A 25182-nucleotide genomic window follows, 5' to 3' on the forward strand; every position below is an offset into this window, starting at 1 on the left:
ACTGGATGTGGCAAATGGCCGAGCAAATCTCTCGTGGTGAAATCTTCGTGGTCGACGACGACCCTGCCGTTCGCGACACCTTGTCGATGGTGTTGAAGGCCGCGGGCTATGAGGTGATCTGTTTTGCGGACGGCGCAGCCCTGCTCTCCGTCGCGCGAAACCGCACACCGGCTGCGATCCTGCTCGACGTGCACATTCCCGGAAAGTCGGGCCTCGACATTCTGAAGGAGCTGCACGGCGAAGATTATCCGGCGCCGATCTTCATGATCTCCGGACAGGGCGACATCACGATGGCGGTGGGCGCCATCAAGAGCGGCGCGCTCGATTTCATCGAGAAGCCGTTCCGCGGCAGCGAGATCGTCGGCCGGCTGGACGAAGCGATCGGCGCTTATGCACGCAGGCAGGCAGAGAGCGCGTCGCCGAAATTCTCTTCGCTGCATTTCCCCGGGCGCGAGCCGTTGACGCGGCGCGAACGCGAGGTGCTCGAACAGTTCGCGTCCGGTGCATCCAACAAGGAGGCCGGCCGCACGCTCGGCATCAGCCCGCGCACCATCGAGGACCACCGCGCCAACATCATGAAGAAGCTCGGGGCGCGCAACGCCGCCGACCTGATCCGCATCGTGATGACCGCGGCCCAGCGCGCGTCGTAGGGCGCAGTCACGTTTCGTAGCCCGGATGAGCGCAGCGCGACATCCGGGACTTTGCTCGCGGCGTTTCCAGGTATCGCTTCGCTCACCCGGGCTACCGGCGCCCACGCGTCAACTGGCCAGCGCCTTGCGGATGATCCGCGCCAGATCTGATTTGCGATACGGCTTCGCCAGCAGCAGGACGCCTGAATCCAGCCGGCCGTGATGGATGATCGCGTTCTCGGTATAGCCTGAGGTGTAGACCACCCTGAGCCCGGGATGCGTCTTCAACACCTCGTCGGCCAGCTGCCGTCCATTCATCTTGCCGGGCATGATGACGTCGGTGAACAGCAGGTCGAACGGCTTGCCACTGGCGACGATCGCGAGCGCCTCGGCGGCGTTCGCGGCCTGCAGGGTGACGTAGCCGAGCGAATGCAGCTGCGCCAGCACGTAGTCGCGCACCAGCCGGTCGTCCTCGACCACGAGGATCGTCTCGTGCCCGCCCTCGATCGTCGACGGCATCACGCCTTCGCTCACTGCCGTGGGCGTCTTGCCCGGCGGCAGGTACATCTTGATCGTGGTGCCGTGGCCTTCCTCACTGTAGATCTTGATGTGGCCCGTGGACTGCTTGATGAAGCCATAGACCATCGAAAGCCCGAGCCCGGTGCCCTTGCCCGGCCCCTTCGAGGTGAAGAACGGATCGAACACCCGGGCCAGCATGTTGGCAGGAATTCCGGTGCCGGTGTCGCTCACGGCGATCAGCACATAGTGTCCCGGCCGGATATCGTTGACGCTGGCATAGACCTCGTCGAGATAGGCGGCGCCCGTCTCCACGATCAGCTTGCCGCCGCCCGGCATGGCGTCGCGGGCATTGAGCGCGAGGTTGAGGATCGCGGTGGTGAGCTGGTTGGGATCGACCATCGCGACGCAGTTCTCGTCCTCGAACACCGATTCGATCTGGATCTGCTCGCCCAGCGTCGGCCGCAACAGCTTTGCGGTGTCGATGACCAGCGAGTTGACGTCGATCTCGCGCGGCTGGAGCGGCTGCTTGCGCGCGAAGGCGAGCAAATGCTGGGTCAGCTCGGCGCCGCGCCCGGCGGCCTCGTCGATCATCTTCGTGATCGCCGCAAGCTCCGGCTCCTTCGCCACCGCGTCGGCCAAAATCTCGATCGTCCCGGTGATGACGGTGAGGATGTTGTTGAAGTCGTGCGCCACGCCGCCGGTGAGCTGGCCGACCGCCTCCATCTTCTCGGCGTGGCGGATGCGCTCCTCGGACGCGATCTTGTCGGTGAGGTCGCGGTAGAACACGTTGAACAGAACGCCTTCACGGCGTCTCAGCGCCGTGACGCTCAGCTCGGCCTTGAATTCCTTGCCGTCGCGGCGCCGGACCATGAGCTCGCGGCGCCGGTTGAGCGTCTGGCCGTCCTGGGACTCGAGGAAGCGCGCAAGGCCGGCCTTCACCCTCTCGCGCTCGCTCTCGGCGACGATGAGGTCGACCGCGTTCCTACCGAGCGCCTCGTCGCGTTGCCAGCCGAACAACTCTTCGGCCCGCGAGCTCCAGTTCAGGATGGTACTGCGGTCATCGGTCTGGACGAAGGCGTCGAGCGCGGTCTCGACGATGTTGCGCGCGAGCTGCTCGCTTTCGCGCAGGGATTCTTCCGCGCGCCTCGCCTCGGTCATGTCGCGTCCGACGAAGAAGAAGCGCCTGGCCTGATCCGACCAGTTGCCGAGCCAGGACAGCCAGACCTCGCGCCCGTCCTTGTGGATGCAGCGGGTGTCGGCGAGCTTCGGGTGGCCGCCGCGCCGGAGCGCGCGCATCTCCTCGCGGGATTGCTCGAGATGGGCGGGGTGAATGAAATCGACGCCGCTGCGGCCGATCATCTCGTCCGGACTGTAGCCGAGAACGGTCCGGCTGCTGGGACTGATCTGTACGATATGGCCGCGTGAATCCATGACCATGATCAGATCTTCCGAGGCGTCGAACAGCTGCCGCCGCTCCTCGATCTGCTGTTTCAGGGCGCGCTCGGTCCGCCGCGCCTCCGTCAGGCTGCGCGCCGTGCCGGACGCGCCGATGATCTCGCCCGAATCGCCTCTGATCGGCGACAGGCTCACCGAGATTTCGACCGGACTGCCGTCCTTGCGCAGGCGCACCGTTTCGAAGTGCTCGATCCGCTCGCCGAGCGAAATCCGGCGAAGATAGTCCTTGCCCTCTTCGCGGCGATCGGGTGGCAGGATGATCGAGGTCCGCTGTCCGACCGCTTCCTCGGCCGTAAAGCCGTAGAGGCGCTCGGCCGCCGCATTCCATCCGATGACGACGCCGTCGAGCGTCTGCATGACGATCGAATCGTCGGAGGATTCGACCGCCGCGCTGAACAGGCGTTCGCGGACGGCGAGCTGGTCGCGCGCGGCCTCCGTGCGCCGCCGCTCCTCGACCTCATGCTCCAGCGCTGCCGTCTTCGCCCGCATCTCATCGATCAGACGGGCAAACGCCCGAGCCAGCACGCCGGTCTCGCCGGGGGCGTCGGTTGGAATTCTGATGGAATTGTCCCGACCGAACCACTCGACCGCCGCAGTGAGCTGCGCGATCGGCCGGGTCAGCGACCGCGCCAGCAGCACGGCCAGCGCGGCAGCGACCAGCACCGCGATGAGGCCGATCGTGATGGTCGTTCTTTCGATGATGACGGCCGGCGCCATGAAGACGGCGTTGGGCACGACGCGGATGATGCCGACCCACTGATCCTCGGCCAGGATTGCGGGCGCGATCGCGGTGCCGCTCGGCTTGTTGTCACTGCCCGGCACGACCTGGGTCGCACCCAGGGTCGATCCGGTCATTGCAGCGAAATAGGGGAAGTCGTCCTGCCAGCGCGTTGGCCTCCCGAGCTGCGAACCGAACTCACGGGTGCGGTCGGGATGCACGAGGTAATCGCCGTTACGGCCGACGACATAGACCGACTCTCCGTTCCGGATCGCTATCCTGATACGGTCGAACGCCTGACGCATGTCGACATTGACGACGACGATGCCGAACAGCCGATGATCGGCCCCAAACAGGGGGGCCGCGACGCGCAACATCGGAGCGTAGGGCATCCGAAGCACGCCGTCGTCGACGTCCAGATCGACCGGGGAGACGCTGACCTGGTCTTCGGACAGCTTGATCGCCTCCTGGAAGAAGCCGCGCTCGCCCTTGTTCTGCAAGGCATCGTCGGGAACGGCACGCACCGCCCCGTTCGGGCCGGAGCGGTCGACGCGCAGATATTAGACGCCGTCGGCACCGATGATGCGGAATTTTGCGTAGGCCGGGTTGGCGCCGACGTCAGCCACGAGGCGCGTCAGCAGCCGGTCGCGCCAGGTCTTCTCCGAAAGGTGGTCGACCGGATCGATCCCGTTGTTGAAATGGGCATCGATCATGCCGCGCGCGGCCGCACGGGAACGGAATGTCGCAACGTCGGCGCGGGCGCCATTCGCGTGGGCTTCGAGCTGCGAGGCCAGCAGCCGCGAGTGGCTCTCGATACGGTCGAGCACGCGCGGCAGGAAGGCCTGCTCCAGGCTGTAATGGCTGAGCCACCCGACGGCGGCGACCGCGATCGCGACCAGCAGGATCATTGCGATGGCCAGCCGGGTTGCGAGGGTCATATCGTCCTTCGCGCCGCGTCGCGAGCGGGTCCGAATGTGCTGCTACGCTGCAACATACATCACCCCGTCATCGGCCGCAGGCGCCGGCATCGGATCGCGGCGCGGATGCGAGGCAGCCATCGACAGCGGCGAGCAGCGCATCCGGCCGGAACGGCTTCTGCAGGCTTGCCACCGCGCCAAGCTTGGTCGCCATCTTCAGAAAGTCCGGCTCGGCATAGGCGTCCGGCGTGATGGACCGGCCGGAAATCACGACGATCGGAAGGGTCGGTTGCAGCACCCGGATGTGGCGCATCGTCTCCAGTCCGTCCATGCCGGGCATGAATATGTCGAGGAACAGGAGGTCGAACCGGCTCGCCCCGACCAGCGCAAGTCCCTTGTGGCCATCGCCGGCGACGGTGACTTGGTGACCCGCTCTCTCCAGGATCAGCCGGATCGTGATCTGCACGGCCGGATCGTCATCCACAATCAGGATGTTGGCCACGTCAAAAACCTCCGGGTCGGACAGGGATGTTCCCGGCGACCCAAATCAAAGCATCAAATACGAAATTGTTGCGCGGATTGTGCCCATCCTGCAAGCACTTCGCGGCCGACACGTTGTCCGCCTCGCGCGATCCCGGCGATATCGGCCATATGCATGTTTACGTGCACATGGGTTCCGGGTGCGCGCCCTGGTCCGTGTCCGCGCGCCTAATCGGTCAGGTATTCGGGATAGTGGCTCCGGATCTTGTCCAGCTCGCTCAGCGTACCCGACAGATGCTTGCGCAGATGCTGTTGCGCCGCATCGGCGTCGCCGGCCTCGATCGCGCGCGTGATCAGCTTGTGGTGGCGGACGATGTTCTGGGCCTTGCCGGGCGAGGGCAAATGCAGCCGGCGCAGGCGGTCGATATGTCCGCTGCGGCTGCGCACCAGCACCCACAGGTCCTGTTTTCCGGCGGCAGCATAGAGCTGGGCGTGAAAATCATTGTCGCCGGCCATGAAGGCCTCGAAGTCGCCAGCCTTGGCGAATTGCTGTTGCAGCGCAATGGCTTGATCCAGGCGAATGACCAGTGCGGCGTCGTGGTTGCCTGCAAGCAGGCGGATGATCTCCAGCTCCAGTGCCTGACGCAGGAAATGCGCCTGCTCGGCGCGGCTGATGTCGATCCGGCTGACCACGGTGGCGTGCTGCGGGAAAACGTCGACCAGACCCTCTTCCTCGAGCCGCATCAAGGCATCGCGCACCGGTGTTGAGCTGACGCCGAACTGGCCTGCAAGCTCGGCACGTGACAGCGGCGCGCCCGGCGGCAGCTCCAGGGCGATGATCGCATTGCGCAGCCGCTCGAACACCTGCGGCGCGGCCTGGCGGGCGCGATCGAGCCGGGCGGCGGGTCGCGGGGCGGTTTTTGCGGCCGCGCGCGGCGAAGGTTGGGCTGCTTCCATGTCGGGTCCCGCGGGCTTGCCTTTGATGCACTAATATATTAGTGCATCAGCAGGGTCAACGCGGGCTCGCGGCACCCCGGAGGAAACACACAACAATGATCAAGCATCTTCGTAGCAAGCTTGCGGCTGCCACCCTGATCGCCGCAACCGCCCTGTCGGTATCCGCGGCACATGCGCAGCAGAAATCCGAGATCTCGCTGTCGCGCCAGCCCGGCATTTTCTACATGCCGAGCCACATCATGGAAAAGCAGAAGCTGATCGAGAAGCACGCGGCTCAGCTCGGCGTAACCGGCGTCACCACCAAATGGATCACCTTCTCTGGCGGCGGCGCGCAGACCGATGCGCTGCTCGCCGGCGGCGTCGACATCCTCAACACCGGCACCGGCAATCTTCTGCTGCTGTGGGACCGCACCCGCGGCGGCGTGAAGGGCATCGTCGCGACCTCGGCGCAGCCGATGACGCTGATCAGCCGCGACGCCAACATCAAGTCGATCAAGGATTTCGGGCCGACCGACAAGATCGCGGTGCCGACGGTGAAGGTCTCGACCCAGGCGATCGTGCTGCAGATCGCGGCCGCCGAGGCTTTCGGTGCGGACCAATGGTCGAAGCTCGACGCCAACACCGTGCAGCTCGGCCATCCCGACGCCTATGCGGCGCTGTCCAATCCCAAGCACGAGGTGCACACCCACTTCTCGATTCCGCCGTTCACCTTCCTGGAGCTGAAGAACGTGCCGGGCGCGCATGTCGTGCTGTCGTCGCCGGACGTGATGGGCGGCCCGCTCAGCCAGGCGCAATTCTTCACCACGACGAAATTCGCCGATGCCAATCCGAAGATCATCCAGGCCGTGCGCGACGCCACCAAGGAAGCGCAGGATCTGATCCGCAGCGACACCAAGCAGGCGGTCGAGATCTACAAGGAGATCACCGGCGACAAGACCTCGGTCGAGGAGCTGCTCGATCTCCTGAAGGAGCCTGGCATGATGGAGTGGAATCTCGAGCCGCAGGGCACGATGAAGTTCGCCGCCCATCTGTTCAAGACCGGCACGCTGAAGAACCAGCCCAAGGCCTGGACCGACTATTATCTCCCCGTCGCGCACGATCTGAAGGGCAACTGATGGCGCTGCTCGACGTCAATGGGGTGACGCTGCGCTACAAGACCTCCAGCGCCGTCGTCACCGCCACCGAAAGGGTGAGTTTCACCGTCGACAAGTCCGACCGCTTCGTGCTGCTCGGGCCGTCCGGCTGCGGCAAGTCGACCCTGCTCAAGGCCGTCGGCGGCTACATGACGCCGAGTGAGGGACGCATGACCATTGGCGATCGCGAGATCCACGGTCCCGGCGCCGACCGCATGATGATCTTCCAGGAGTTCGACCAGCTGCTGCCCTGGAAGAGCGTGCTGGCCAACGTGATGTTTCCGCTGCTGACCGCGCGAAAACTGTCGCGCAAGGCCGCCGAGGCGAAGGCGCGGGCCTATATCGAGAAGGTCGGCCTCACCCGCGTCGTCGATGCCTATCCGCATACGCTGTCGGGCGGCATGAAGCAGCGCGTTGCGATCGCGCGCGGTATGGCGATGGAGCCTGACATCCTGCTGATGGACGAGCCGTTCGCCGCGCTCGACGCGCTGACGCGCCGAACCTGCCAGGACGAGCTGCTCCAGCTCTGGAGCGAGACCAAATTCACCGTGCTGTTCGTGACGCATTCGATTGCGGAAGCAATCCGCATCGGCAACCGCATCCTGCTGCTGTCGCCGCATCCCGGCCGCGTCAAGGCCGAGGTGATCGACGTCGACAAGGTCTCCAATGGTGATGGCAGCGCCGGCCGGCTGGAGAAGGAGATCCACGATCTCCTGTTCGCCTCCGAAGCAACGGCGCATTGAGGGAGCCGGTTATGGGCGAAGCGACAATTTTGCTGCGTGAGGCGCCGGCTACCGCCGCTGGCGGCGCAGGCGAGGTCGAACGCAAGCTGAGTGTGCTCGAGCTGCTGTGGAACGACGGTTTTGTCCGCAAGACCGTCATCATCCTGTTCCTGGCAGCGGTCTGGGAGGCCTACGGCCTCTATCTCGACAATCCCCTGCTGTTTCCGACGCTGCACGACACGATCGTGACGCTGTACGATCGCGTCAAGGACGGCACCATTCCGATGCGGGCCTGGACTTCGCTGAAGGTGCTGTTCATGGGCTATTCGGCGGGCATCGTGCTGGCCGCGATCTTCACCGTGCTCGCGATCTCGACGCGGATCGGCACCGACTTCCTGGAGACGGTGACGGCGATGTTCAACCCGCTGCCGGCGATCGCGCTGTTGCCGCTGGCCCTGATCTGGTTCGGGCTCGGCAATGGCAGCCTCGTGTTCGTGCTGATCCATTCGGTGCTCTGGCCGGTCGCCCTCAATACCCATTCCGGCTTCAAGAGCGTGTCCAATACGCTGCGCATGGTCGGACGCAATTACGGCCTGCGCGGGCTGCCTTACGTCGCCAAGATCCTGATCCCCGCGGCGTTCGGCTCGATCCTCACCGGCCTCAAGATCGGCTGGGCCTTTGCCTGGCGCACGCTGATCGCGGCCGAGCTGGTGTTCGGCGTGTCGTCGGGGCAGGGCGGGCTCGGCTGGTTCATCTTCGAGAACCGCAATCTCCTGGACATTCCTGCGGTGTTCGCAGGCCTCTTGACCGTGATCATCATTGGGCTCTTTGTCGAGAACCTGATCTTCCGCGCTATCGAGCGGAATACCGTCCAGAAATGGGGCACCCAATCATGACCAAGAAGAAAATCACGCCCGACCAGCTCCGCAGCGCGCGCTGGTTTGCGCCCGACGATCTGCGCTCGTTCGGCCACCGCTCCCGCACCATGCAGATGGGCTACGCCCCGGAGGAGTGGAAGGACCGGCCGTGCATCGCGATCCTCAACACCTGGTCGGACGCCCAGCCCTGCCACATGCACTTCAAGTCGCGCGTCGACGACGTCAAGCGCGGCATCCTGATGGCCGGCGGCCTGCCGATCGAGCTGCCGGCACTGTCGCTGTCGGAATCGCTGCTCAAGCCGACCACCATGCTCTATCGAAACCTGCTCGCCATGGACGCGGAGGAGCTGCTGCGCAGCCATCCCGTCGACGGCGTGGTGCTGATGGGCGGCTGCGACAAGACCACGCCGGCGCTGTTGTTAGGGGCGACCTCGATGAACATCCCGGCGATCTATCTGCCGGCCGGTCCCATGCTGCGCGGCAACTGGAAGGGCAAGACGCTCGGCTCCGGCTCGGACGGCTGGAAATATTGGGATGAGCGGCGCGCCGGAAAGATCTCTGACAAGGACTGGCTCGACATCGAGGCCGGCATCGCGCGCAGCTACGGCACCTGCATGACCATGGGCACGGCCTCGACCATGACCGCGATTGCGGAAGCGATCGGCATGACGCTGCCGGGCGCCTCCTCGATTCCCGCGGCTGACGCCAACCATATCCGCATGGCCAGCGAATGCGGCCGCCGCATCGTCGAGATGGTGTGGGAGGATCTGACGCCGAAGACGATCCAGACGCGCAAGGCGTTCGAGAACGCCATTGCGGTCGCGATGGCGATGGGCTGCTCGACCAACGCGATCATCCATTTGATCGCGCAGGCCCGCCGCGCCGGCCTCGACATCGGCCTCGACGATTTCGAGAAGGCCTCCCGCAAGGTGCCTGTGATTGCCAACGTCCGTCCGAGCGGCGATGCCTATCTGATGGAGGACTTCTTCTACGCTGGCGGCCTGCCGGCGCTGATGGGTCAGATCAAGCAGCATCTGCATCTCGATTGCATCACCGTCACAGGCAAGACTCTCGGTGAGAACATCGACGGCGCCGAGGTGCACAATGCCGACGTGATCCGCTCGGTCGACAATCCCATCTACAAGGAAGGCGCGCTCGCCGTGCTCAAGGGCAATCTCGCGCCAGACGGCTGCGTCATCAAGCCGAGCGCCTGCGCGCCGCGTTTCCTCAAGCACACCGGCCCCGCGCTGGTGTTCGACGACTACCCCTCGATGAAGAAGGCGGTCGACGATCCCAACCTCGACGTCACCGAGGATCATATCCTCATTCTGCGCAATGCCGGGCCGCAGGGCGGGCCGGGCATGCCGGAATGGGGCATGCTGCCGATCCCGACCAAGCTCGTGAAGCAGGGCGTGCGCGACATGGTGCGCATCTCGGACGCGCGCATGAGCGGCACCAGCTACGGCGCCTGCATCCTGCACGTCTCGCCCGAGTCCTACATCGGCGGCCCGCTGGCGCTGGTGCAGAACGGCGACCGCATCACGCTCGACGTCGCCGCGCGCACCATCAATCTCGACGTCCCCGAGGCTGAGCTGGACAAGCGCCGCGCCGCCTGGAAGCAGCCCGAGCGCCGCTTCGAGCGCGGCTATGGCTGGATGTTCACCAAGCACATCAAGCAGGCCAATGACGGCTGCGACTTCGACTTCCTCGAGACCGACTTCGGTGCGCCGATCGGCGAGCCGTCGATTTACTAGAGAGCACACTATGACAAAACTTTCCGAAGCCACCCGCAACAAGCTCAAATCCGTCTCCACGGCCACCGTCGCCACCGCGCTGTTCAAGCGCGGCCTGCGCATCCAGATGATCCAGGATGTGCACCCGCTCGGTGCGGATCAGCCGACCATGGTCGGTGAGGCCTTCACGCTGCGCTACATGCCGGCGCGGGAAGATCTCAACACCATCGACGTCTTCAAGGATCGCTCCCATCCGCAGCGCAAGGCGGTCGAGGATTGCCCGCCCGGAGCCGTGCTGGTGATGGACAGCCGCAAGGACGCGCGCGCGGCCTCCGCCGGCGCGATCCTGGTGACGCGGCTGATGAAGCGTGGTGTCGCCGGCGTCGTCACAGACGGCGGCTTTCGCGATTCCGCCGAGATCGCCAAGCTCGGCATCCCCGCCTACCATCACCGCCCCTCGGCGCCGACGAATCTCACGCTGCACCAGGCGATCGAGATCAACGTGCCGATCGGCTGCGGCGATGCGCCGGTGTTTCCCGGCGATATCATCCTCGGCGACAGCGACGGCGTCATCGTGATCCCCGCGCATCTCGCCGACGAGATCGCCAACGAGACCTTTGAGATGACCGCGTTCGAGGACTTCGTCACGGAGGAAGTCGGCAAGGGCCGCGGCATCTTTGGTCTCTATCCGGCCACGGACCCGCAGACGCTGACCGATTTTGCGGAATGGCGGAAGAAGAACGGCCGCTAGACCGAGACTGAAGCACGTCAGGAAACGAGCCGGCGCAGCAAGCGCCGGCTTTTTATCAAGCAGGGAGGACTACAATGAATTTCACGCGACGTAACCTCATGGCCGGCGCTGGAGCGATGGCCGCGTCCACGCTTCTCGCCCGCGCCGCCGGTGCCCAGTCGTTCCCGTTCACGCCCAATCAGCGCTACCCCGATCCCGCCGTCCAGATCCTCGATCCGAGCTTCGGAAAATACCGGCTCTATTCCTCGACGGTCGAGCAGGTCGCGTCAGGCATGCGCTGGGCCGAGGGGCCCGCCTATTTCCCCGAGGGCGGCTATCTCCTGTTCTCCGACATTCCCAACAACCGGATCATGAAGTTCGACGAGAAGACCGGACAGACCAGCGTCTTCCGCGCCAACGCCAACTACGCCAACGGCAATGCGCGCGATCGCCAGGGCCGTCTCGTCACCTGCGAGCATTCCGTCACCCGCCGCATCACCCGCACCGAGAAGGACGGCAAGATCACCGTCCTCGCCGACAAGTTCGACGGCAAGCGGCTGAACGCGCCGAACGACATCGTGGTGAAGTCCGACGACAGCATCTGGTTCACCGATCCGCTGTTCGGCATCAACGGCGAGTGGGAGGGCAAGAAGGAGAAGGCCGAGCAGGCCACCACCAACGTCTATCGGATCGCCAAGGACGGCAAGATCACCGCCGTCCTCACCGACCTCGTCAATCCGAACGGCCTTGCCTTCTCGCCCGACGAGAAGAAGCTCTACATCGTCGAATGGAAGGGCACGCCGAACCGCAGCATCTGGAGCTACAATGTCGGCGACGACGGTGCCCTCAGCGGCAAGACCAAGCTGATCGACGCCGCCGACCAGGCCTCGCTCGACGGTTTTCGCGTCGACCGCGACGGCAATCTCTGGTGCGGCTGGGGCTCCAACGGCGCGCTGCAGGCCGAGCCCACCGATATCGGCGGCCGCAAGGTGTTTCAGCTCCGGGGCAAGTCCGAGGATCTCGACGGCGTGATGGTGTTCAATCCGGACGGCAAGCCGCTCGCCTTCATCAAGCTGCCCGAACGCTGCGCCAATCTCTGCTTCGGCGGCCCGAAGAACAACCGTCTCTATATGGCCAGCAGCCACTCGGTGTATGCGCTGTATGTCGAGGCGCACGGGGCAGTGTGAGGCGGCGCGTTGTGGGACGGCAACGGTCGTCCCACAATCTCCCCTGTCGTCCCTGCGAACGCAGGGACCCATAACCCCAAGGAGTAGTTTGGCGAAGACTTCCAGTTAAGAAGTCTTCGTCGGTATGAGCACCGCCCTCTACCGATAAATCTCGCGGTATGGGTCCCTGCGTTCGCAGGGACGACAGCGGAGGGGGTGGCTACACCTCAGCCTCCGCCATCCCCGCCGCCCATAGCGCGAACGCATAGACGATCGCGACTTCATCCAGCCGATCAAACCGCCCCGATGCGCCACCATGGCCGGCACCCATGTTGGTGCGGAGTAACACCGGGCCGCCGCCGCTCATGGTGGCGCGCAGGCGCGCGATCCATTTGGCGGGCTCCCAATAGGTGACGCGTGGATCCGTCAAGCCGCCCATCGCCAGGATCGCCGGATAGTCCTTTGCCGCGACATTGTCGTAGGGCGAGTAGGACAGGATCGTGCGAAAATCCTTTTCGCTCTCGATCGGATTGCCCCATTCCGGCCATTCCGGCGGCGTCAGCGGCAGCGTGTCGTCGAGCATGGTGTTGAGCACGTCGACGAACGGCACTTCCGCGACGATGCCGGCGAACAATTCGCCGGCGCGGTTGGCCACCGCGCCCATCAGCATGCCGCCGGCCGAGCCGCCATGGCCGACGATGCGTTTCGCGCTGGTGTACTTCGCCGCGATCAGCGCGCGGGCGCTGGCGGCGAAATCGTCGAACGAATTCGTCTTCTTCTCGCGCTTGCCGTCGAGATACCAGCCCCAGCCCTTGTCGGCGCCGCCGCGGATATGGGCGATGGCGTAGACGAAGCCGCGGTCGACCAGCGACAGGCGGTTGGCGTTGAACGAGGCCGGCATCGCCATGCCATAGGAGCCGTAGCCGTAGAGCAGCAGCGGCGCCGAGCCGTCGAGCTTCAATCCCCGGCGATAGAGGATCGACACCGGCACCTCGGCGCCGTCATGGGCTTTGGCCATGATGCGCGTGGTGACGTAGTCGGCGGCGTTGTGGCCGGACGGAATTTCCTGACGCTTGCGTAAGGCCCGCGTGCGCTTGACCATGTCGTAATCGTAGACTTCCGACGGCGTCGTCATCGACGAATAGGCGAAGCGCAAATTCGTCGTCTCGAATTCGTAGGAGCCCATCGTATCCAGCGAATAGGCGGCCTCGTCGAAGGCGATGGCGTGCTCGTCATGGCTAGCGAGATCGCGGATCACGATCGACGGCAGCGCGTTGGCGCGCTCCAGCCGCACCAGATGGCCGGCATAGAGATCGAGGTCGATGATGTAGATGCCCGGACGATAGGGGATCAGATCGCGCCAGTTCTTGCGCTCGGGCGCGCCGAGCGGCGCGGTGACGACCTTGAAGTCGATGGCGTCATCGGCATTGGTGAGGATGTAGAGCTCGTCGCCGCGATCGGTGAGTGAATATTGCACGCCCTCCTCGCGTGCCGCGACGAGGCGCGGCGGCGCCTCAGGGTGGGCGAGGTCGATCAGCCGCTGCTCGGAGGTCTCGTGGTCGCCGCCCGCGATCACGCAGAAGCGGCCGCTAGTGCTCTCGTGCAGATGGGTGAACCAGCCGGAATCCGGCTCCTCGTAGACCAGCGTGTCGTCGGCCTGCTTCGTGCCGAGCTTGTGGCGCCACACCTGCATCGGCCGGTGATTGTCGTCGAGCTTCACATAGAAGAAGCTTTTGCAGTCCGCGGCCCAGACGATGCCGCCATCGGTCTCCTCGACCACATCGTCAAGATCCTTGCCGCTCGCCCAGTCGCGGACGCGGATCGAGAAATACTCCGAGCCCTTGGTGTCCGCGCTCCAGGCCTGCAGCTTGTGATCGTGCGAGTGTCGGCTGCCGCCGAACTTGAAATATTTATGGTCCTTGGCGAGCGCATCGCCGTCGAGCACGATGTGGCCGTCGCCGCCGTCGCGCGGCATGCGGCCGAACAGCTCGTGCTGCCCGCCCTCGCGAAACTTGCGGAAATAGGCGAACGGGCCGTCCGGCGACGGCACGCTGGAATCGTCTTCCTTGATCCGGGAGCGCATCTCGCGCACCAGCGTCTTCTGCAGGGACGAGGTATGGCCGAGCAGGCTCTCGGTGTAGACGTTCTCTTCGTCCAGATATTTGCGGATGTCGGGATCGAGCACCGCGGGATCGCGCAGCACCTCCTGCCATTTCTCGTCCTTCAGCCAGGCGTAATCGTCGGTCACGGTGATCCCGTGCCGCGTGAAGGAATGCGGCCGGCGCGGGGCAACGGGGGGCTGGGAAGGGGTCTTGGCTTGTGTCACTCGATCCTCATCTCAAAGCGTGTTCCACCTTATATCGTCCCGATTCCGCGAATTGCCAGCGGCCTGAAAGGACTGCGCCAAGTCGCCGGGTTGTTGATCCGCCCCTTGTGTGCTTTGAGGGGCGATATTCCCGCCGCCGGTCCAGCCTGATGCTGTTCAATTCCTACCCGTTCATCCTGCTGTTCCTGCCGGTCGTGCTGGCCGGCTATTTCTGGCTGGGGCGGCGCAGCAATCTGACCCCGGTGATCTGGCTGGCGGCAGCTTCGCTCGCTTTCTACGCCATCGGCAACTGGCAGTTCGTGGCCCTGCTGCTGCTCTCGATCGCCTTCAACTATGGCGTCGGCCATCTCCTGATCGTGGCGAAGCTCGGTGCGTCGCAACGGAAGGCGGCGCTCGCTCTTGGCGTCGTCGGCGACCTTCTCGTGCTCGGCATCTTCAAATATGCCGGCTTCGTCACCGAGAACATCAACGCGCTGGCCGGCACGCATTTCGCCGTTCACATCCTGCTGCCGGTCGGCATCTCCTTCTACACCTTCACCCAGATCGCATTCCTGGTCGATGCCTATCGTGGACAGGTCGCGGCCTATGCGCTGCCGCATTACACGCTGTTCGTGACTTACTTTCCGCATCTGATCGCGGGGCCGATCCTCCATCACAAGGACATGATTCCGCAGTTCGAGCGGAAGGAGACCAAGTTCCCCGACGCGCATCTCATTCTCTGCGGAATCATCATCTTCGCGATCGGCCTGTTCAAGAAGACCTGCCTTGCCGACGGCATCCAGCCGCTGGTCGCGCTCGCCTTCGAGGCGCGCTCGCCGAGCTTCGACCAGGCCTGGCTCGGCGCGCTCGCCTACACCTTCCAGCTCTATTTCGATTTCTCCGGCTATTCCGACATGGCGATCGGGATCTCGCTGATGTTCGGCATCTTCCTGCCCGTCAACTTCAACTCGCCCTACAAGGCCACCAGCATCGTCGAGTTCTGGCGCCGCTGGCACATGACCTTGTCGCAGTTCCTGCGCGACTACCTCTACATCTCGCTTGGCGGCAATCGCCGCGGCCGCGTGCTGCGCTACGTCAATCTGATGGTCACGATGCTGCTCGGCGGGCTCTGGCACGGCGCGGCCTGGACGTTCGTGGTGTGGGGTGCGCTGCACGGCGTCTATCTCTGCGTCAATCACGCCTTCAATGCGCTGGTGCCGAACATTCCGGCGCCTCTTGCGCGCCCGGCTGGTATCGCCGGGGCGGTGCTGACTTTCCTCGCGGTCGTCGTGGCCTGGGTGTTCTTCCGCGCCGAGAGCGTTGCTTGGGCGCTGCGGGTCCTCCATGCCATGGCCGATCCCTCGAATATCGTCTTCGGCCGCGAGGAGATCGCGGCGCTGGTGCTGGTGGCCATCTATGCTGCGCTGGCGCGGCTGGCGCCGAACACGCAGGGCATCATGGGATACGATCACGACAATCGCAGGGTCGGTGAGAATTTGCGGGCAGGGCGGATGCGGCCGCTGGTCCTTTACGGCGCGTCGCTGGTGCTCGCTCTCGGGATTCTCGGCATCCAGAGCCACAGCGAATTCATCTATTTCCGGTTCTGATGCGGGGCACATTCAAATATTTGAGGCGTCTCCTCCTCGCGAGCATCGTGTGCACGCTGGGCGCAGCAGTGCTCACCTACGCCGTCGATCCCCTGCAGCTGTTTCGCCCCTCGCGTCTCGTCGCCTTCTATTCCGACGAGACGCGCGTGCAGAATGCCGGGCTGATCCGCAGCCAGCCGTTCGACGCCGCCTTCATGGGCACCTCGCTCGCGATTCATTTCCGCCAGAGCGACATCGATCGCGCGCTCGGCGTGCATTCGCTCAAGCTGGCGATGACCGGCTCGAACTCGCGCCAGCAGAGTTTTGTGCTGGAGCAGGCGATCGCCCGCGGCGCAAGGCGCGTGATCTGGCAGATGGACGATTTCATCTTTGTCGATGCGGCCGACATCGAAGCCGATCCCTTTCTCTCCGTCGATCTCTATCGCGGGACGGCCAAGGGGATCGCGTCGTATGTGTTCAGTGCCGCGATGGCGAAGGAATCCGCGTTCGCGCTGCTGCGCTCGCTCCCGCCGCTACAGGAGCCGCTGACCCGGGCAGCGCCTTATCTGCCCGTCAAGTTCGCGCTCGCGGATGTCGATGACATCTACGCGCTGCCACGGGATTTCGACGTTGCGCGGGACTACAACGCGAAGAAGACGTTTGCCTCCTTCGCCTACATCACCAGTCCCGTGCGCAGCCGCTTCCTCGGCGAAGGCTATGGTTACGACGCCATGGTCCGGCATTTCGAGCGCGACGCCGTCGGCCTGATCGCGCGCCATCCGGATGTCGCCTTCGACATCTACTTCCCGCCCTATTCGATCCTGCAATTCGTCGCGATGCGCGATGCCTCGCCTGCGACGCTGAAGATCGTGACGGACCTCACCGCCGTCATTGCGCAGCGCCTGACGCAGCTTCCCAATGTGCGCCTCCACGATTTCCGCGCGATCAAGGCGGTGACGCACGACCTCGACAATTACGCCGACGTCATCCACCATTCGCCGGTGATTGATGCGAAAGTGCTGCAATGGCTGGCGAGCGGGGAGTATCGGGTCGATCCGAAGAAGCCGACTGCGTCGCTGGATGAGCTGAAGGCGCAGGTCGAGGCGTATCAGGTGCCGCGGTCGAATCTGCCGTAGCCCGCATGAGCGAAGCGACATGCGGGGCCTCGCGCAAGATCCCGGGTGTCGCTTCGCTCACCCGGGCTACAAGACCGCGTTCGCAGGACGACAGCGTGGCCGCGCCTACGCCGCCACCTCTTCACCGAGATAAGACACCGCCGCTTCCAGCCCGCCCTTGCCGTGCGGGATCTTCAGCGCATTCAATCCGATCTCGATCACGCCCAGCGTGCCGAGCAGCATCGGCGCGTTGACGTGGCCCATATGGGCGATGCGGAAGGCTTGTCCCGAGAGATCGCCGATGCCGGTGCCGAGCACGACGCCGCACTTGTCCTTGCAATAGCGTTGCAGCACCGCGGGATCATGGCCGTTGTTCATGGTCACCGTGGTCACGGTGTTGGAGCGTTCGCTGGCCTCCGCGACGTTGAAGCCGAGCACCTGGCCTTCCGACCATGCGGCGACCGCGCGGCGTGCGGCTTCGCCAAGCAGGCTGTGGCGGCGGAAGGCGTTCTCCAGGCCTTCCTCGTGCAAGAGGTCGATCGCCTGGCGCAGCGCGAACAGCAGATGCACCGGCGCCGTGCCGGCATATTTGCGATAGTTCTCGGTGCCCTCGCGCTCGCTCCAGCTCCAATAGGGCGTCGCCATGTTGGCTTTCTTGTGCACTTCCTGCGCGCGCGCGTTGGCGGAGACGAAGCCGAGGCCCGGCGGCGTCATCAGGCCCTTCTGCGAACCGGACATCGCGACGTCGACGCCCCATTTGTCCATCTCGAACGGCATGCAGCCGAGGGACGCGACGGTGTCGACCATGTACAGCGCGGGATGGCCGGCCGCCTTGATCGCCTTGCCGATCGCCTCGATGTCGTTCTGCACGCCGGAGGCCGTGTCGACCTGGACGACGACGACGGCCTTGATGGTGTGCTCCTTGTCGCGGCGCAGGCGCTCCTCGACCTCGCTCGGCCGCACCGCGCGGCGCCAGTCGCCCTTGAGCACCTCGACCTCGGCGCCCATCAGCGCCGCCGCATTGCCCCAGCCGATCGCGAAGCGTCCGCTCTCCAGCACCAGCACCTTGTCGCCGCGCGACAAAACGTTGCTCAGCGCGGCTTCCCAGGCGCCGTGGCCGTTGGCGATGTAGATGTAAGACTTGCCCTTGGTCGCAAACAGCTTCGAGATATCGGCGAGCAGGGTGTCGGTCAGCTCGTGCATCTCCTTGGAGTAGATATCGATCGCCGGACGATGCATCGCCCGCAGCACCTCGTCGGGCATCGTGGTGGGCCCGGGGATGGCCAGAAATTCCCGGCCCGCGCGAACGGTCATTGCTGTTGGTCCTTGTTGCTTGAGAACGGGATGGTGGGTTGCTGGATCACGATTTTACGCGCCGCGAGCGCTCGAGAAAAGCGCGCAAAACGCAGGTCTGGGGCTCTATCTCTTCGTTTCCCGGCAGCCGGCGGCTTCGGCCTCTTCCACCGAGCAGAACCAGCGGGTGCCCTTGCTGATTTTCATCTTGATCTGGGTGTACCAGCGGCTGGTCGGCTGGTGATAGATGCACTCGCCGGCGGTGTTGACATTGCCCTTGATGGTGCAGTCCGGCGAGGGCGCGACCGGCCCGGAGGCCGAGGCGAGCAGCACCGCGTGCGCCCCTTCGGGCGGCTTGGTCGCGCCCAGAATGGGGGTCTTCTTGTTGCGGACGCGCCAGTCCCAGGGCGCGATGAAGGCGCCCTGCCACATGCCGGCCTTGGCCTCACGCGCGGCGGCCTCATCGGGTTCGTAGTCCTTGGAGACGCGGGCATAAGCCAGCGCCCAGCCGGCGCGCACCAGCCATTTCTGGATGTCCTCGCCGCCGACCTCGCAGCGCGCCACGGTGCGGCCGCGCCGGTCGATCGCGCGGGCATGGCAGACCCAGTTCTTGCCCTCGGCGAATTTGGCGAGCTCGTCGCGGGCGGCAACGCCGCAGGTCCAGCGCTCGCTCTTGGTGTTGAGGCAGAGCTGGTCGACCGCGGGCGCGTCGATGCCGCCGAGCCGAATTCGCGTGTTCCCGATCACGACGGCATCGCCGGCGCGGACCTTCGCGGTGCCGGTGATGTCGGCGGCCTCCGCCAGCGACGGCCAGCCGGGCAAGGACAAGGCGAGCAGTGACAGCGCAATCAGGATTTTTCGCAACATGCCGGTCCGCGTGTGAAGAAAATCTCGATAGACCCCGCAATTGTGGTCGGCTTTTGGCCTCCGGGCCAGCGTATGCCTAACAGATGGGCTTTCAACTTCCCGTCATTGCATGCGCCGCTCTCGTAGGGTGGGTTAGCCGAAGGCGTAACCCACCTCTTTGGTCTCCGCAGCGACAGAAGTGGTGGGTTACGCCAAGCGACTGCGCTTCGCGCAGCCGCAAGGCTAACCCACCCTACGAGACCTACCCTCACTCCCGCGCCATCGCGCGCTTGGCCACCGCCAGCGCCATCAGCACGAACGCCGACGTCACCTCCGGACCGCCCACCAAAATCCGTGTCGGCGTCTTCATCTTGTTCCATTCATAGGCGCGGAACGGGCCACGGCGGCCGCCTTCACCGAGGCTTGCCACGATGACGTTCAGCGCCGGCGCGAACGCGCGCGGGTCGGCGCCGAGATGGCCGAGCGCGATCAGCGCTAGCGCCGCGTCGAACACGTTCATCTCCGCGGCCATCAGCTCGCCCTTGACGTAGGAGAGCACGCGATGACGGATGAAATCGAAATCGCCGTCGGGATCGATCGCGGCCTGCGCCGCCAGCGGCAGCGCCAGGAAGGCCGCGTAGCAGCGGCCGAAATAGGCGCTGTAGAGCTCCGGCAGGTAATAGATGTGCGAGCGCGGATTGGCGAAGGCACCGCTCGCCGCCAGCCGCTTCTGGAAGCCGATGATGCGATGCACGGTCGCCAGCCGCGCCGGCGTTTCCAAAATTTTCCAGCGCGCCAGATTGCGGAAGCTCACCTCGAGAATGTCGAGATTGAGCGTTGGATCGAGATCGTTGCCGTAGGGCCGCTCGCCCTTGAGGTTGTCGATCCAGGTCGCGACGCCGCCCTCGTAGTCGATATTGTCGTTGAGCGGCACCGTCACGCGCGGCTCGTTGACACCGGCGCGCACCTGGTAGTCCGCGTAGAAGTCGAGCAGCGGCTGGTCGATGATCGGATCGGTGCAGCCGGCTTGCGTCGCTGCCGAGATCGAGCACGCCGTGGTGTCGCAATCCGGCACGTAAACGCCGAAGCCGAGGTCCTGCTTGATCTGGGCGAAGTAGCGGGAAAAGCGCGGATGCGGCGCCGGCGCGAGCGCGGTGATGACGTTGAACCGCGCGCCGTCGCTGCCCTCGACCTCCTCGCGGCTGATGTTGACGCAGAAATCGACCATGTCGGCGACCGCACGCTCGGCCGCAATCTTGTCGGCCGGCGAGGCGAGTCCGGTCTCGACATAGCTCAGCAGCGCCTCGATGAAGAACGCGTCGTAATAGGCCGAGCGGTGGCGGATCTGCACCGGCTCCCACATCGGCTCGGCAATGCCGGTCCAGGGTGGATTGACCACGGCACGCGCGGGCGAGCGCGCGATGAAAACGCGGGCGAGGTTGAACAGCAGCGACGAATTCTTGTAGCCGCGCGCGTTCAGCCCCGTGAGCGCCATGGTCAGCTCGCGCCCGCGGAAATCAGGATCGCCGATCAGGTTGAAGGCGGCATAGGTCGGCAGGAAACCGTTCTTGCGGTACGAGCCGAGCAGGTGTTGCGCGCAGTCGCGGATCACGCCGTCGATCTGCACCTGCGAAGGTGCTGAGCCGGTGAATATTGCCGGCGGCGGCTTCGGATGGTCGAGCGCGATGCCGTCGACGAGATCCGCGACGGGCTGGCCGACCGCTGCCCAGTCGGGCTCGGCCTCGTCGCGGGCACGGGCGAGTGCATCGCGCAGCCGCGTCAGCTTCGCCTCGTTGCGCAGCTCGGGCACGCCCGCGCGTCGCAGCAGGATCCGCAGTGCGGGATTGCCGAGCGCGGTCTTGTAGAACTTGGCCAGATGCGGATCGCCGCTGGCGGTAGCAGACAATACGGGATCGCAGACGTCGTAAAGCGAGGGGCCGTCTTTCCGCGCCGTCAGCGCCCGGCAGGCGGCGCCGGCGAAATAATGAAAGTTCATGAAATACCTGGTCGCGGGGTCTTGGCCCGGGGGCCGGCCGGCACGCTCCCATCTGCGTGCCACCCCCTGCAAGTCTTTGAAAAAGCTACCCGGATTCGCAGGAAAAACAAATGTGACGGATGTCACGAAAAAAACCGGCACGAGGGCTGCATGATCAGCCTCCGGAAGGCTACGGGATGGGCAAAAAATGGCGAAAACTGGCTCGGGGGATTAACTAATATAATCAGCATGTTAGGTCAATTTTTTGGCAATCTATTGCCCGGGAGGCTATATCCGGTTAAGGGTTTGTTTGGTGCGGCGCCGCAAATTGCGCGCAATTCGGGGGCACATCCCCGGCCAATCCCTCAAACCTGAAGACGCTATCGCGCTACTCAATCTGTGTGCGCGCGCTTGGCTGGTCTTTGGCACTGACAGGAATGAAGCGAGATGAATGTAAGGCAGCTCGACATTTCCCGCCGCACGATCGCGGTTGCCGCGGCCCTCGTCGGCACGGTGTCGCTCGTGATCGGCGCTCATGCTGCCCTTAACATGCGCGCGATCGATGCCGCCAAGGCCGTCTCGACTGACCAGGTCGCCGGCTCGATCGGCCAGACGTCCCGCCTCGCCCTCGTCATCGGCAATGGACATTATCCCGACGCCAGCGCGCCGCTGACGCAGTCGATCAACGACGCCCGCGCGCTGTCCTCGAGCTTGCGCAAGAGCGGCTTTGACGTCGACATGGTGGAAGACGCCACCAAGGACGACATGGTCCGCGCCGTCAATCGCCTGAAGTCCCGGATCAAGCGCGACACCACAGTGATGCTGTTCTTCGGCGGCTACGGCGTGCAGACCGGCCGGCAGAGCTACATGCTGCCGGTCGATGCCGTGATCTGGAAGGAAAGCGACGTGCGCCGCCAGGGCGTCTCGATCGACGGCGTGCTCGAGATGATGAAGGAGCAGGGCGCCAAGGCCAAGCTCGTCGTCGTCGATGCGTCCCGCCGCAATCCCTATGAGCGCCGCTTCCGCTCCTACAGCCACGGTCTCGCGCCGATCAGCGCGACCGACAATGCGCTGATCCTCTCCTCGGCGTCGCCCGGCAAGGTCGTCGACGACGGCAAGGGCGAGCACAGCGTGCTGGTCGGCGAGTTCCTCACCAACCTCAATGCGCAGGGCAGCGCCGAAGGCGTCTTCAACAAGACCCGCATCGCGATCTCCCGCGCCTCCGAAGGCGATCAGGTCCCGACCATCTCCTCCTCGCTGCTCGAGGATGTGCAGTTCGATCAGGCCGGCGGCTAAGTTTTTTCCGAGGGCTCGCGAGCTCTCGTAGGGTGGGCAAAGGCGCAACGCGCCGTGCCCACGATCCTTATCTTTCGAACATTCTGATAGAAAGACGTGGGCACGCTACGCTTTGCCCACCCTGCGGCATGCGTGTGCGGGGCGCGTCTGCCTCTCCATCGTCATTGCGAGCGAAGCGAAGCAATCCATCACGTGTAGGGTGGATTAGCCGAAGGCGTAATCCACCGCTTCTCTCTCAGCTTGGTAACCCACCCTACGAAGTGGCCGCTACTTCGCCGCTTCCGTGGCCATCACCGGGCGCACCGGATCGCCTTCGCGCAAGATTGCGCCGGCGCGGGCGACGACGACGTCGCCTTCGTTGAGGCCGTCACGCACCTCGATATTGCCGCCCGACATCAAGCCGACCTCGACACGCTTGGTCTCGACGCGGTTGCGGCGGATCACCTGCACGACGGTGCCGGCGGTGGAATACTGCACGGCGGTCAGCGGCACCGCGACGTTGCAGCTCTGCCCGGTCTTGATCAGCGCGCGCCCGCTCGCCTTCAGCAACAGCCTCTTCTGCGAGTTGATGCCGATATAGACCATGCCCTGCTGGATGTTCGGCTCGACGGTCGGTCCGATGCGACGCACCTTGCCGTCGAGATCGCCGGCGCCGGCAACGCGCACGGTCGCCTGCTGGTTGACCGCGAGCTTCCTGATGTCGGTAGTCGCGACCAGGCCGACGAGATCGTATTCGCTGCGCGCCACGATCGTGAACAGCGCCTCGCCCTTGGCCGAGGCGAAGTTGCCGATCTGCGCGGTCGAGGTCGCGATCACGCCCGCCACCGGGGCGGTGACCTGAAGCGTGCCGCCTTCGGGCAGCGCCAGCCGCGCCAGCACCTGGCCGGCCGTGATGGTGTCGCCGGCTTCCGCCAGCACGTCCGTGACCTTCAGGCCGGGACGCTCCGGCCGCACGGAGGTCTCCTCGCGCGCGATGATCGTGCCGGTGGCCTCGACGATGTCGGAGAAGCAGGATTTTGCGACCTTCAGCACCGTGACCGCGGGCCCCTTGGGCGTATCGTCATCGGCGGCGAGCGTGGGCTGTCCGGACAGCAGAGCCAGTCCGGCGAGAGCAACGAGCTTTTGGGAAAAGGAACGCGCAGGCAATGGACGCATCGGTCATTCCGGTTGGGGCCTTGACGGCCTCATCGTTAGCAGAAGCGCGCGCACCGGACCATGGGCCGGCCGGATGAGAATGAAGCAGCGCAGGCGGCGCGATGCCGCCTGTCGAATTAGTCTTCGCACAAGCAAATAGGTTCGCCGCCCTTACCCTCCCCTCCAGGGGAGGGTAAGTTCACGGCAGGTTCAAGAACTCCACCCAGTTCGGCTTCTTGCCGGTGGGATAGGATTTCAGTTTGGCCAATGCGCCGCTGCTCTGGTCGATCGCATAGACCGTCATGCTGTCGGAGAGCTCGCCGACCGCGGCGAGGTAGCGCCCTGCGGGATCGATGTGGAAGCCGCGCGGCTGCTTCTCAGTCGGCACGCTGCCGATCGCGGTCAGCTTGCCGCTTGTTGCGTCGACCTTGTAGCCGGCGAGCGTATTGGTGGTGCGCTCGGAGGCGTAGAGGAAACGGCCGTCCGGGGTGATGTGGATGTCGGCCGCCCAGGGTTTGCCGTTAAACCCTTCCGGCAGTGCGGTGGTGCGCTGGATCTCGGTCCAGGCGCCGCTCTTGGCCTCATAGGCGAACGCCGCGACATCGCCGTTCAGCTCGTGGACGAGATAGACGAACTTGCCGTTGGGATGAAACACGAAGTGCCGTGGCCCCGATTTCTCCGGCACCTTGATGACAGGCGGATCGCTCGGCGTCAGCGTGCCGGCCGTAGCGTCGAATGCGAAGCTCAGAACCTGATCGGAGCCGAGATTGGTCGCGAACACAAATCGGTTGTCGGGCGAGGGCAGGAAGGCGTGCGCGTTCAGCCCGGTCGGGATCACCTGCTTCGGCTCGCCGGCGACGCCGTTTGCGTTGAGCGGATTGAGCGCGACCTTGTTGCCGCCATAGGAGGCGCTGAACAGGAATTTGCCGCCGCGGTCGCTCGCGATGTTCGCCATGCTGTCGGCGAGCGGGCCGTTGCCGATATGGCTGAGCTGGCCCGTCTTGGGATCGACCGCGAAGCTCACCGCGAGGAAGGGCTGCGAGCGCACGCCGGCAATCAGGACGCGGTGGTCGGGCGTGATCGCCAGCGGCGTCGAGGAGCCGGGCTTGTCGACGCCGGTGAAGGCGGCGGTCTGCACCGGTGTCATCTCTCCGCTCGCGGCCATCTTGAACACGCTGATGTCGTTGCTGTCGGCGTTGCCGACATAGGCGAAGGTCTCGGCCATGCCGGGGCGGGCTCCAGAAATGAAAGCGAGGAAGGCGAGGGTGGTGGCGACCGCAACGCGTGGCGCGCTGCGGCGTGTCGGTTTCAACATGGGGCTCCTCCTTGGGCCGGTACGGCATCGTCGTTTTGCCGTGGAGGATAGCGGGAGCCGTGCCGCCGCACCAAATTCCAGTTGGGATCGATCGATGCCGAAATTGTATCGGTCGCGCGGGACGGCTACCGCACCGCCGCCGTCAGGCTGCGGGACGGCAGATGCGGGCCGGACGCAGTGTTGGGTGCTCCGAGCAGGCCCCAAACGGCCACGGCAAGCAGCGCGCAAGTCAAAATGGTCCAGGTGACGAGCCGTTTCCGCATCAGGCCAGGTCCGTCCG

General features: G+C 64.9%; 19 protein-coding genes and 1 pseudogene. 10 read left to right on the forward strand and 10 right to left on the reverse strand.

The genetic code is table 11. From position 1 onward, the window contains the following. Window positions 1-14 precede the first annotated feature (14 nt). Window positions 15-650 (forward strand): response regulator transcription factor, encoded by a 636-nt coding sequence (locus NLM25_RS02655; RefSeq protein WP_254115112.1) that lies wholly within the window; start codon window positions 15-17, stop codon window positions 648-650. Window positions 651-758: 108 nt separating this feature from the next. Here the strand turns inward: NLM25_RS02655 and NLM25_RS02660 are convergent. From NLM25_RS02660 to NLM25_RS02670, 3 genes and pseudogenes are all read right to left on the reverse strand, one after another. After that, window positions 759-4259: pseudogene (locus NLM25_RS02660) on the reverse strand (PAS domain S-box protein). A gap of 67 nt (window positions 4260-4326) precedes the next feature. Next, window positions 4327-4740, reverse strand: a complete 414-nt coding sequence (locus NLM25_RS02665; protein WP_254115114.1) for a response regulator — start codon at window positions 4738-4740, stop codon at window positions 4327-4329. A gap of 206 nt (window positions 4741-4946) precedes the next feature. Further along, entirely contained in the window at window positions 4947-5675 is a 729-nt protein-coding gene (locus NLM25_RS02670; RefSeq protein WP_254135928.1) for a GntR family transcriptional regulator, read from the reverse strand. Window positions 5676-5770: 95 nt separating this feature from the next. Here NLM25_RS02670 and NLM25_RS02675 point away from each other — a divergent pair, with 95 nt between their 5' ends. The 6 genes from NLM25_RS02675 to NLM25_RS02700 all read left to right on the forward strand — a co-directional run bounded on the left by NLM25_RS02675 (window position 5771) and on the right by NLM25_RS02700 (window position 12058). After that, the gene (locus NLM25_RS02675; RefSeq protein WP_254135929.1) at window positions 5771-6790 is read left to right on the forward strand and encodes an ABC transporter substrate-binding protein; all 1020 of its coding nucleotides are present in this window, start codon (window positions 5771-5773) and stop codon (window positions 6788-6790) included. Continuing rightward, window positions 6790-7551 carry an ABC transporter ATP-binding protein gene (locus tag NLM25_RS02680; protein WP_254135930.1) on the forward strand — a complete coding sequence of 254 codons (762 nt, stop codon included), beginning with the start codon at window positions 6790-6792 and terminating at the stop codon, window positions 7549-7551. Before NLM25_RS02675 ends, NLM25_RS02680 begins: the two co-directional genes overlap by 1 nt. An 11-nt stretch (window positions 7552-7562) precedes the next feature. Further along, a complete protein-coding gene (locus tag NLM25_RS02685; protein ID WP_254135931.1) occupies window positions 7563-8426 on the forward strand; it encodes an ABC transporter permease in 864 nt (287 codons plus the stop codon). After that, window positions 8423-10162, forward strand: a complete 1740-nt coding sequence (araD, locus tag NLM25_RS02690) for an L-arabinonate dehydratase (protein ID WP_254135932.1) — start codon at window positions 8423-8425, stop codon at window positions 10160-10162. Before NLM25_RS02685 ends, araD begins: the two co-directional genes overlap by 4 nt. Window positions 10163-10172: 10 nt before the next feature. Further along, a complete protein-coding gene (locus NLM25_RS02695) occupies window positions 10173-10892 on the forward strand; it encodes a ribonuclease activity regulator RraA (protein WP_254135933.1) in 720 nt (239 codons plus the stop codon). Between the two features lie 74 nt (window positions 10893-10966). Next, the gene (locus tag NLM25_RS02700; RefSeq protein WP_254135934.1) at window positions 10967-12058 is read left to right on the forward strand and encodes an SMP-30/gluconolactonase/LRE family protein; all 1092 of its coding nucleotides are present in this window, start codon (window positions 10967-10969) and stop codon (window positions 12056-12058) included. Window positions 12059-12257: 199 nt separating this feature from the next. Here NLM25_RS02700 and NLM25_RS02705 read toward each other — a convergent pair whose 3' ends face one another. Beyond that, window positions 12258-14363, reverse strand: coding sequence for a S9 family peptidase (locus tag NLM25_RS02705; RefSeq protein WP_254135935.1), 2106 nt, complete (start codon window positions 14361-14363; stop codon window positions 12258-12260). Window positions 14364-14512: 149 nt separating this feature from the next. On the opposite strand from NLM25_RS02705, the gene NLM25_RS02710 reads away from it, so the two are divergent. After that, window positions 14513-15949: an MBOAT family protein gene (locus tag NLM25_RS02710; RefSeq protein ID WP_254135936.1), complete on the forward strand. Its 1437-nt coding sequence runs from the start codon at window positions 14513-14515 to the stop codon at window positions 15947-15949. After that, a complete protein-coding gene (locus tag NLM25_RS02715; RefSeq protein ID WP_254135937.1) occupies window positions 15949-17064 on the forward strand; it encodes a hypothetical protein in 1116 nt (371 codons plus the stop codon). The genes NLM25_RS02710 and NLM25_RS02715 overlap by 1 nt, the downstream gene beginning before the upstream one ends. 105 nt (window positions 17065-17169) lie before the next feature. Here NLM25_RS02715 and NLM25_RS02720 read toward each other — a convergent pair whose 3' ends face one another. The 3 genes from NLM25_RS02720 to NLM25_RS02730 all read right to left on the reverse strand — a co-directional run bounded on the left by NLM25_RS02720 (window position 17170) and on the right by NLM25_RS02730 (window position 21178). Next, window positions 17170-18357, reverse strand: a complete 1188-nt coding sequence (locus NLM25_RS02720; RefSeq protein ID WP_254135938.1) for an alanine--glyoxylate aminotransferase family protein — start codon at window positions 18355-18357, stop codon at window positions 17170-17172. Window positions 18358-18462: 105 nt separating this feature from the next. Beyond that, complete coding sequence (locus NLM25_RS02725; protein WP_254135939.1) at window positions 18463-19203, reverse strand: thermonuclease family protein; 741 nt, start codon at window positions 19201-19203, stop codon at window positions 18463-18465. Between the two features lie 247 nt (window positions 19204-19450). Then, window positions 19451-21178, reverse strand: coding sequence for a hypothetical protein (locus NLM25_RS02730; RefSeq protein WP_254135940.1), 1728 nt, complete (start codon window positions 21176-21178; stop codon window positions 19451-19453). 426 nt (window positions 21179-21604) lie between these two features. Here NLM25_RS02730 and NLM25_RS02735 point away from each other — a divergent pair, with 426 nt between their 5' ends. Further along, a complete protein-coding gene (locus tag NLM25_RS02735; protein WP_254135941.1) occupies window positions 21605-22453 on the forward strand; it encodes a caspase family protein in 849 nt (282 codons plus the stop codon). A 267-nt stretch (window positions 22454-22720) separates the two neighbouring features. On the opposite strand, the gene NLM25_RS02740 is transcribed toward NLM25_RS02735, so the two are convergent. The 3 genes from NLM25_RS02740 to NLM25_RS02750 form a co-directional block, all read right to left on the reverse strand. Further along, window positions 22721-23608, reverse strand: coding sequence for an efflux RND transporter periplasmic adaptor subunit (locus NLM25_RS02740; RefSeq protein WP_254135942.1), 888 nt, complete (start codon window positions 23606-23608; stop codon window positions 22721-22723). A 178-nt stretch (window positions 23609-23786) separates the two neighbouring features. Beyond that, complete coding sequence (locus NLM25_RS02745; RefSeq protein ID WP_254135943.1) at window positions 23787-24902, reverse strand: beta-propeller fold lactonase family protein; 1116 nt, start codon at window positions 24900-24902, stop codon at window positions 23787-23789. A 125-nt stretch (window positions 24903-25027) separates the two neighbouring features. Beyond that, window positions 25028-25165, reverse strand: a complete 138-nt coding sequence (locus tag NLM25_RS02750; protein ID WP_254115131.1) for a hypothetical protein — start codon at window positions 25163-25165, stop codon at window positions 25028-25030. Window positions 25166-25182: the final 17 nt, after the last annotated feature.

Source organism: Bradyrhizobium sp. CCGB01, from assembly GCF_024199795.1.
Lineage (GTDB): Bacteria > Pseudomonadota > Alphaproteobacteria > Rhizobiales > Xanthobacteraceae > Bradyrhizobium.

Bases quoted from the DNA above. Each gene is read 5' to 3' on its own strand.
- NLM25_RS02655 (WP_254115112.1), top strand. From the start codon at position 15: ATGGCCGAGCAAATCTCTCGTGGTGAAATCTTCGTGGTCGACGACGAC.
- NLM25_RS02670 (WP_254135928.1), bottom strand. From the start codon at position 5,675: ATGGAAGCAGCCCAACCTTCGCCGCGCGCGGCCGCAAAAACCGCCCCG.
- NLM25_RS02675 (WP_254135929.1), top strand. From the start codon at position 5,771: ATGATCAAGCATCTTCGTAGCAAGCTTGCGGCTGCCACCCTGATCGCC.
- NLM25_RS02680 (WP_254135930.1), top strand. From the start codon at position 6,790: ATGGCGCTGCTCGACGTCAATGGGGTGACGCTGCGCTACAAGACCTCC.
- NLM25_RS02685 (WP_254135931.1), top strand. From the start codon at position 7,563: ATGGGCGAAGCGACAATTTTGCTGCGTGAGGCGCCGGCTACCGCCGCT.
- araD (WP_254135932.1), top strand. From the start codon at position 8,423: ATGACCAAGAAGAAAATCACGCCCGACCAGCTCCGCAGCGCGCGCTGG.
- NLM25_RS02695 (WP_254135933.1), top strand. From the start codon at position 10,173: ATGACAAAACTTTCCGAAGCCACCCGCAACAAGCTCAAATCCGTCTCC.
- NLM25_RS02700 (WP_254135934.1), top strand. From the start codon at position 10,967: ATGAATTTCACGCGACGTAACCTCATGGCCGGCGCTGGAGCGATGGCC.
- NLM25_RS02710 (WP_254135936.1), top strand. From the start codon at position 14,513: ATGCTGTTCAATTCCTACCCGTTCATCCTGCTGTTCCTGCCGGTCGTG.
- NLM25_RS02715 (WP_254135937.1), top strand. From the start codon at position 15,949: ATGCGGGGCACATTCAAATATTTGAGGCGTCTCCTCCTCGCGAGCATC.
- NLM25_RS02720 (WP_254135938.1), bottom strand. From the start codon at position 18,357: ATGACCGTTCGCGCGGGCCGGGAATTTCTGGCCATCCCCGGGCCCACC.
- NLM25_RS02725 (WP_254135939.1), bottom strand. From the start codon at position 19,203: ATGTTGCGAAAAATCCTGATTGCGCTGTCACTGCTCGCCTTGTCCTTG.
- NLM25_RS02730 (WP_254135940.1), bottom strand. From the start codon at position 21,178: ATGAACTTTCATTATTTCGCCGGCGCCGCCTGCCGGGCGCTGACGGCG.
- NLM25_RS02735 (WP_254135941.1), top strand. From the start codon at position 21,605: ATGAATGTAAGGCAGCTCGACATTTCCCGCCGCACGATCGCGGTTGCC.
- NLM25_RS02740 (WP_254135942.1), bottom strand. From the start codon at position 23,608: ATGCGTCCATTGCCTGCGCGTTCCTTTTCCCAAAAGCTCGTTGCTCTC.
- NLM25_RS02745 (WP_254135943.1), bottom strand. From the start codon at position 24,902: ATGTTGAAACCGACACGCCGCAGCGCGCCACGCGTTGCGGTCGCCACC.
- NLM25_RS02750 (WP_254115131.1), bottom strand. From the start codon at position 25,165: ATGCGGAAACGGCTCGTCACCTGGACCATTTTGACTTGCGCGCTGCTT.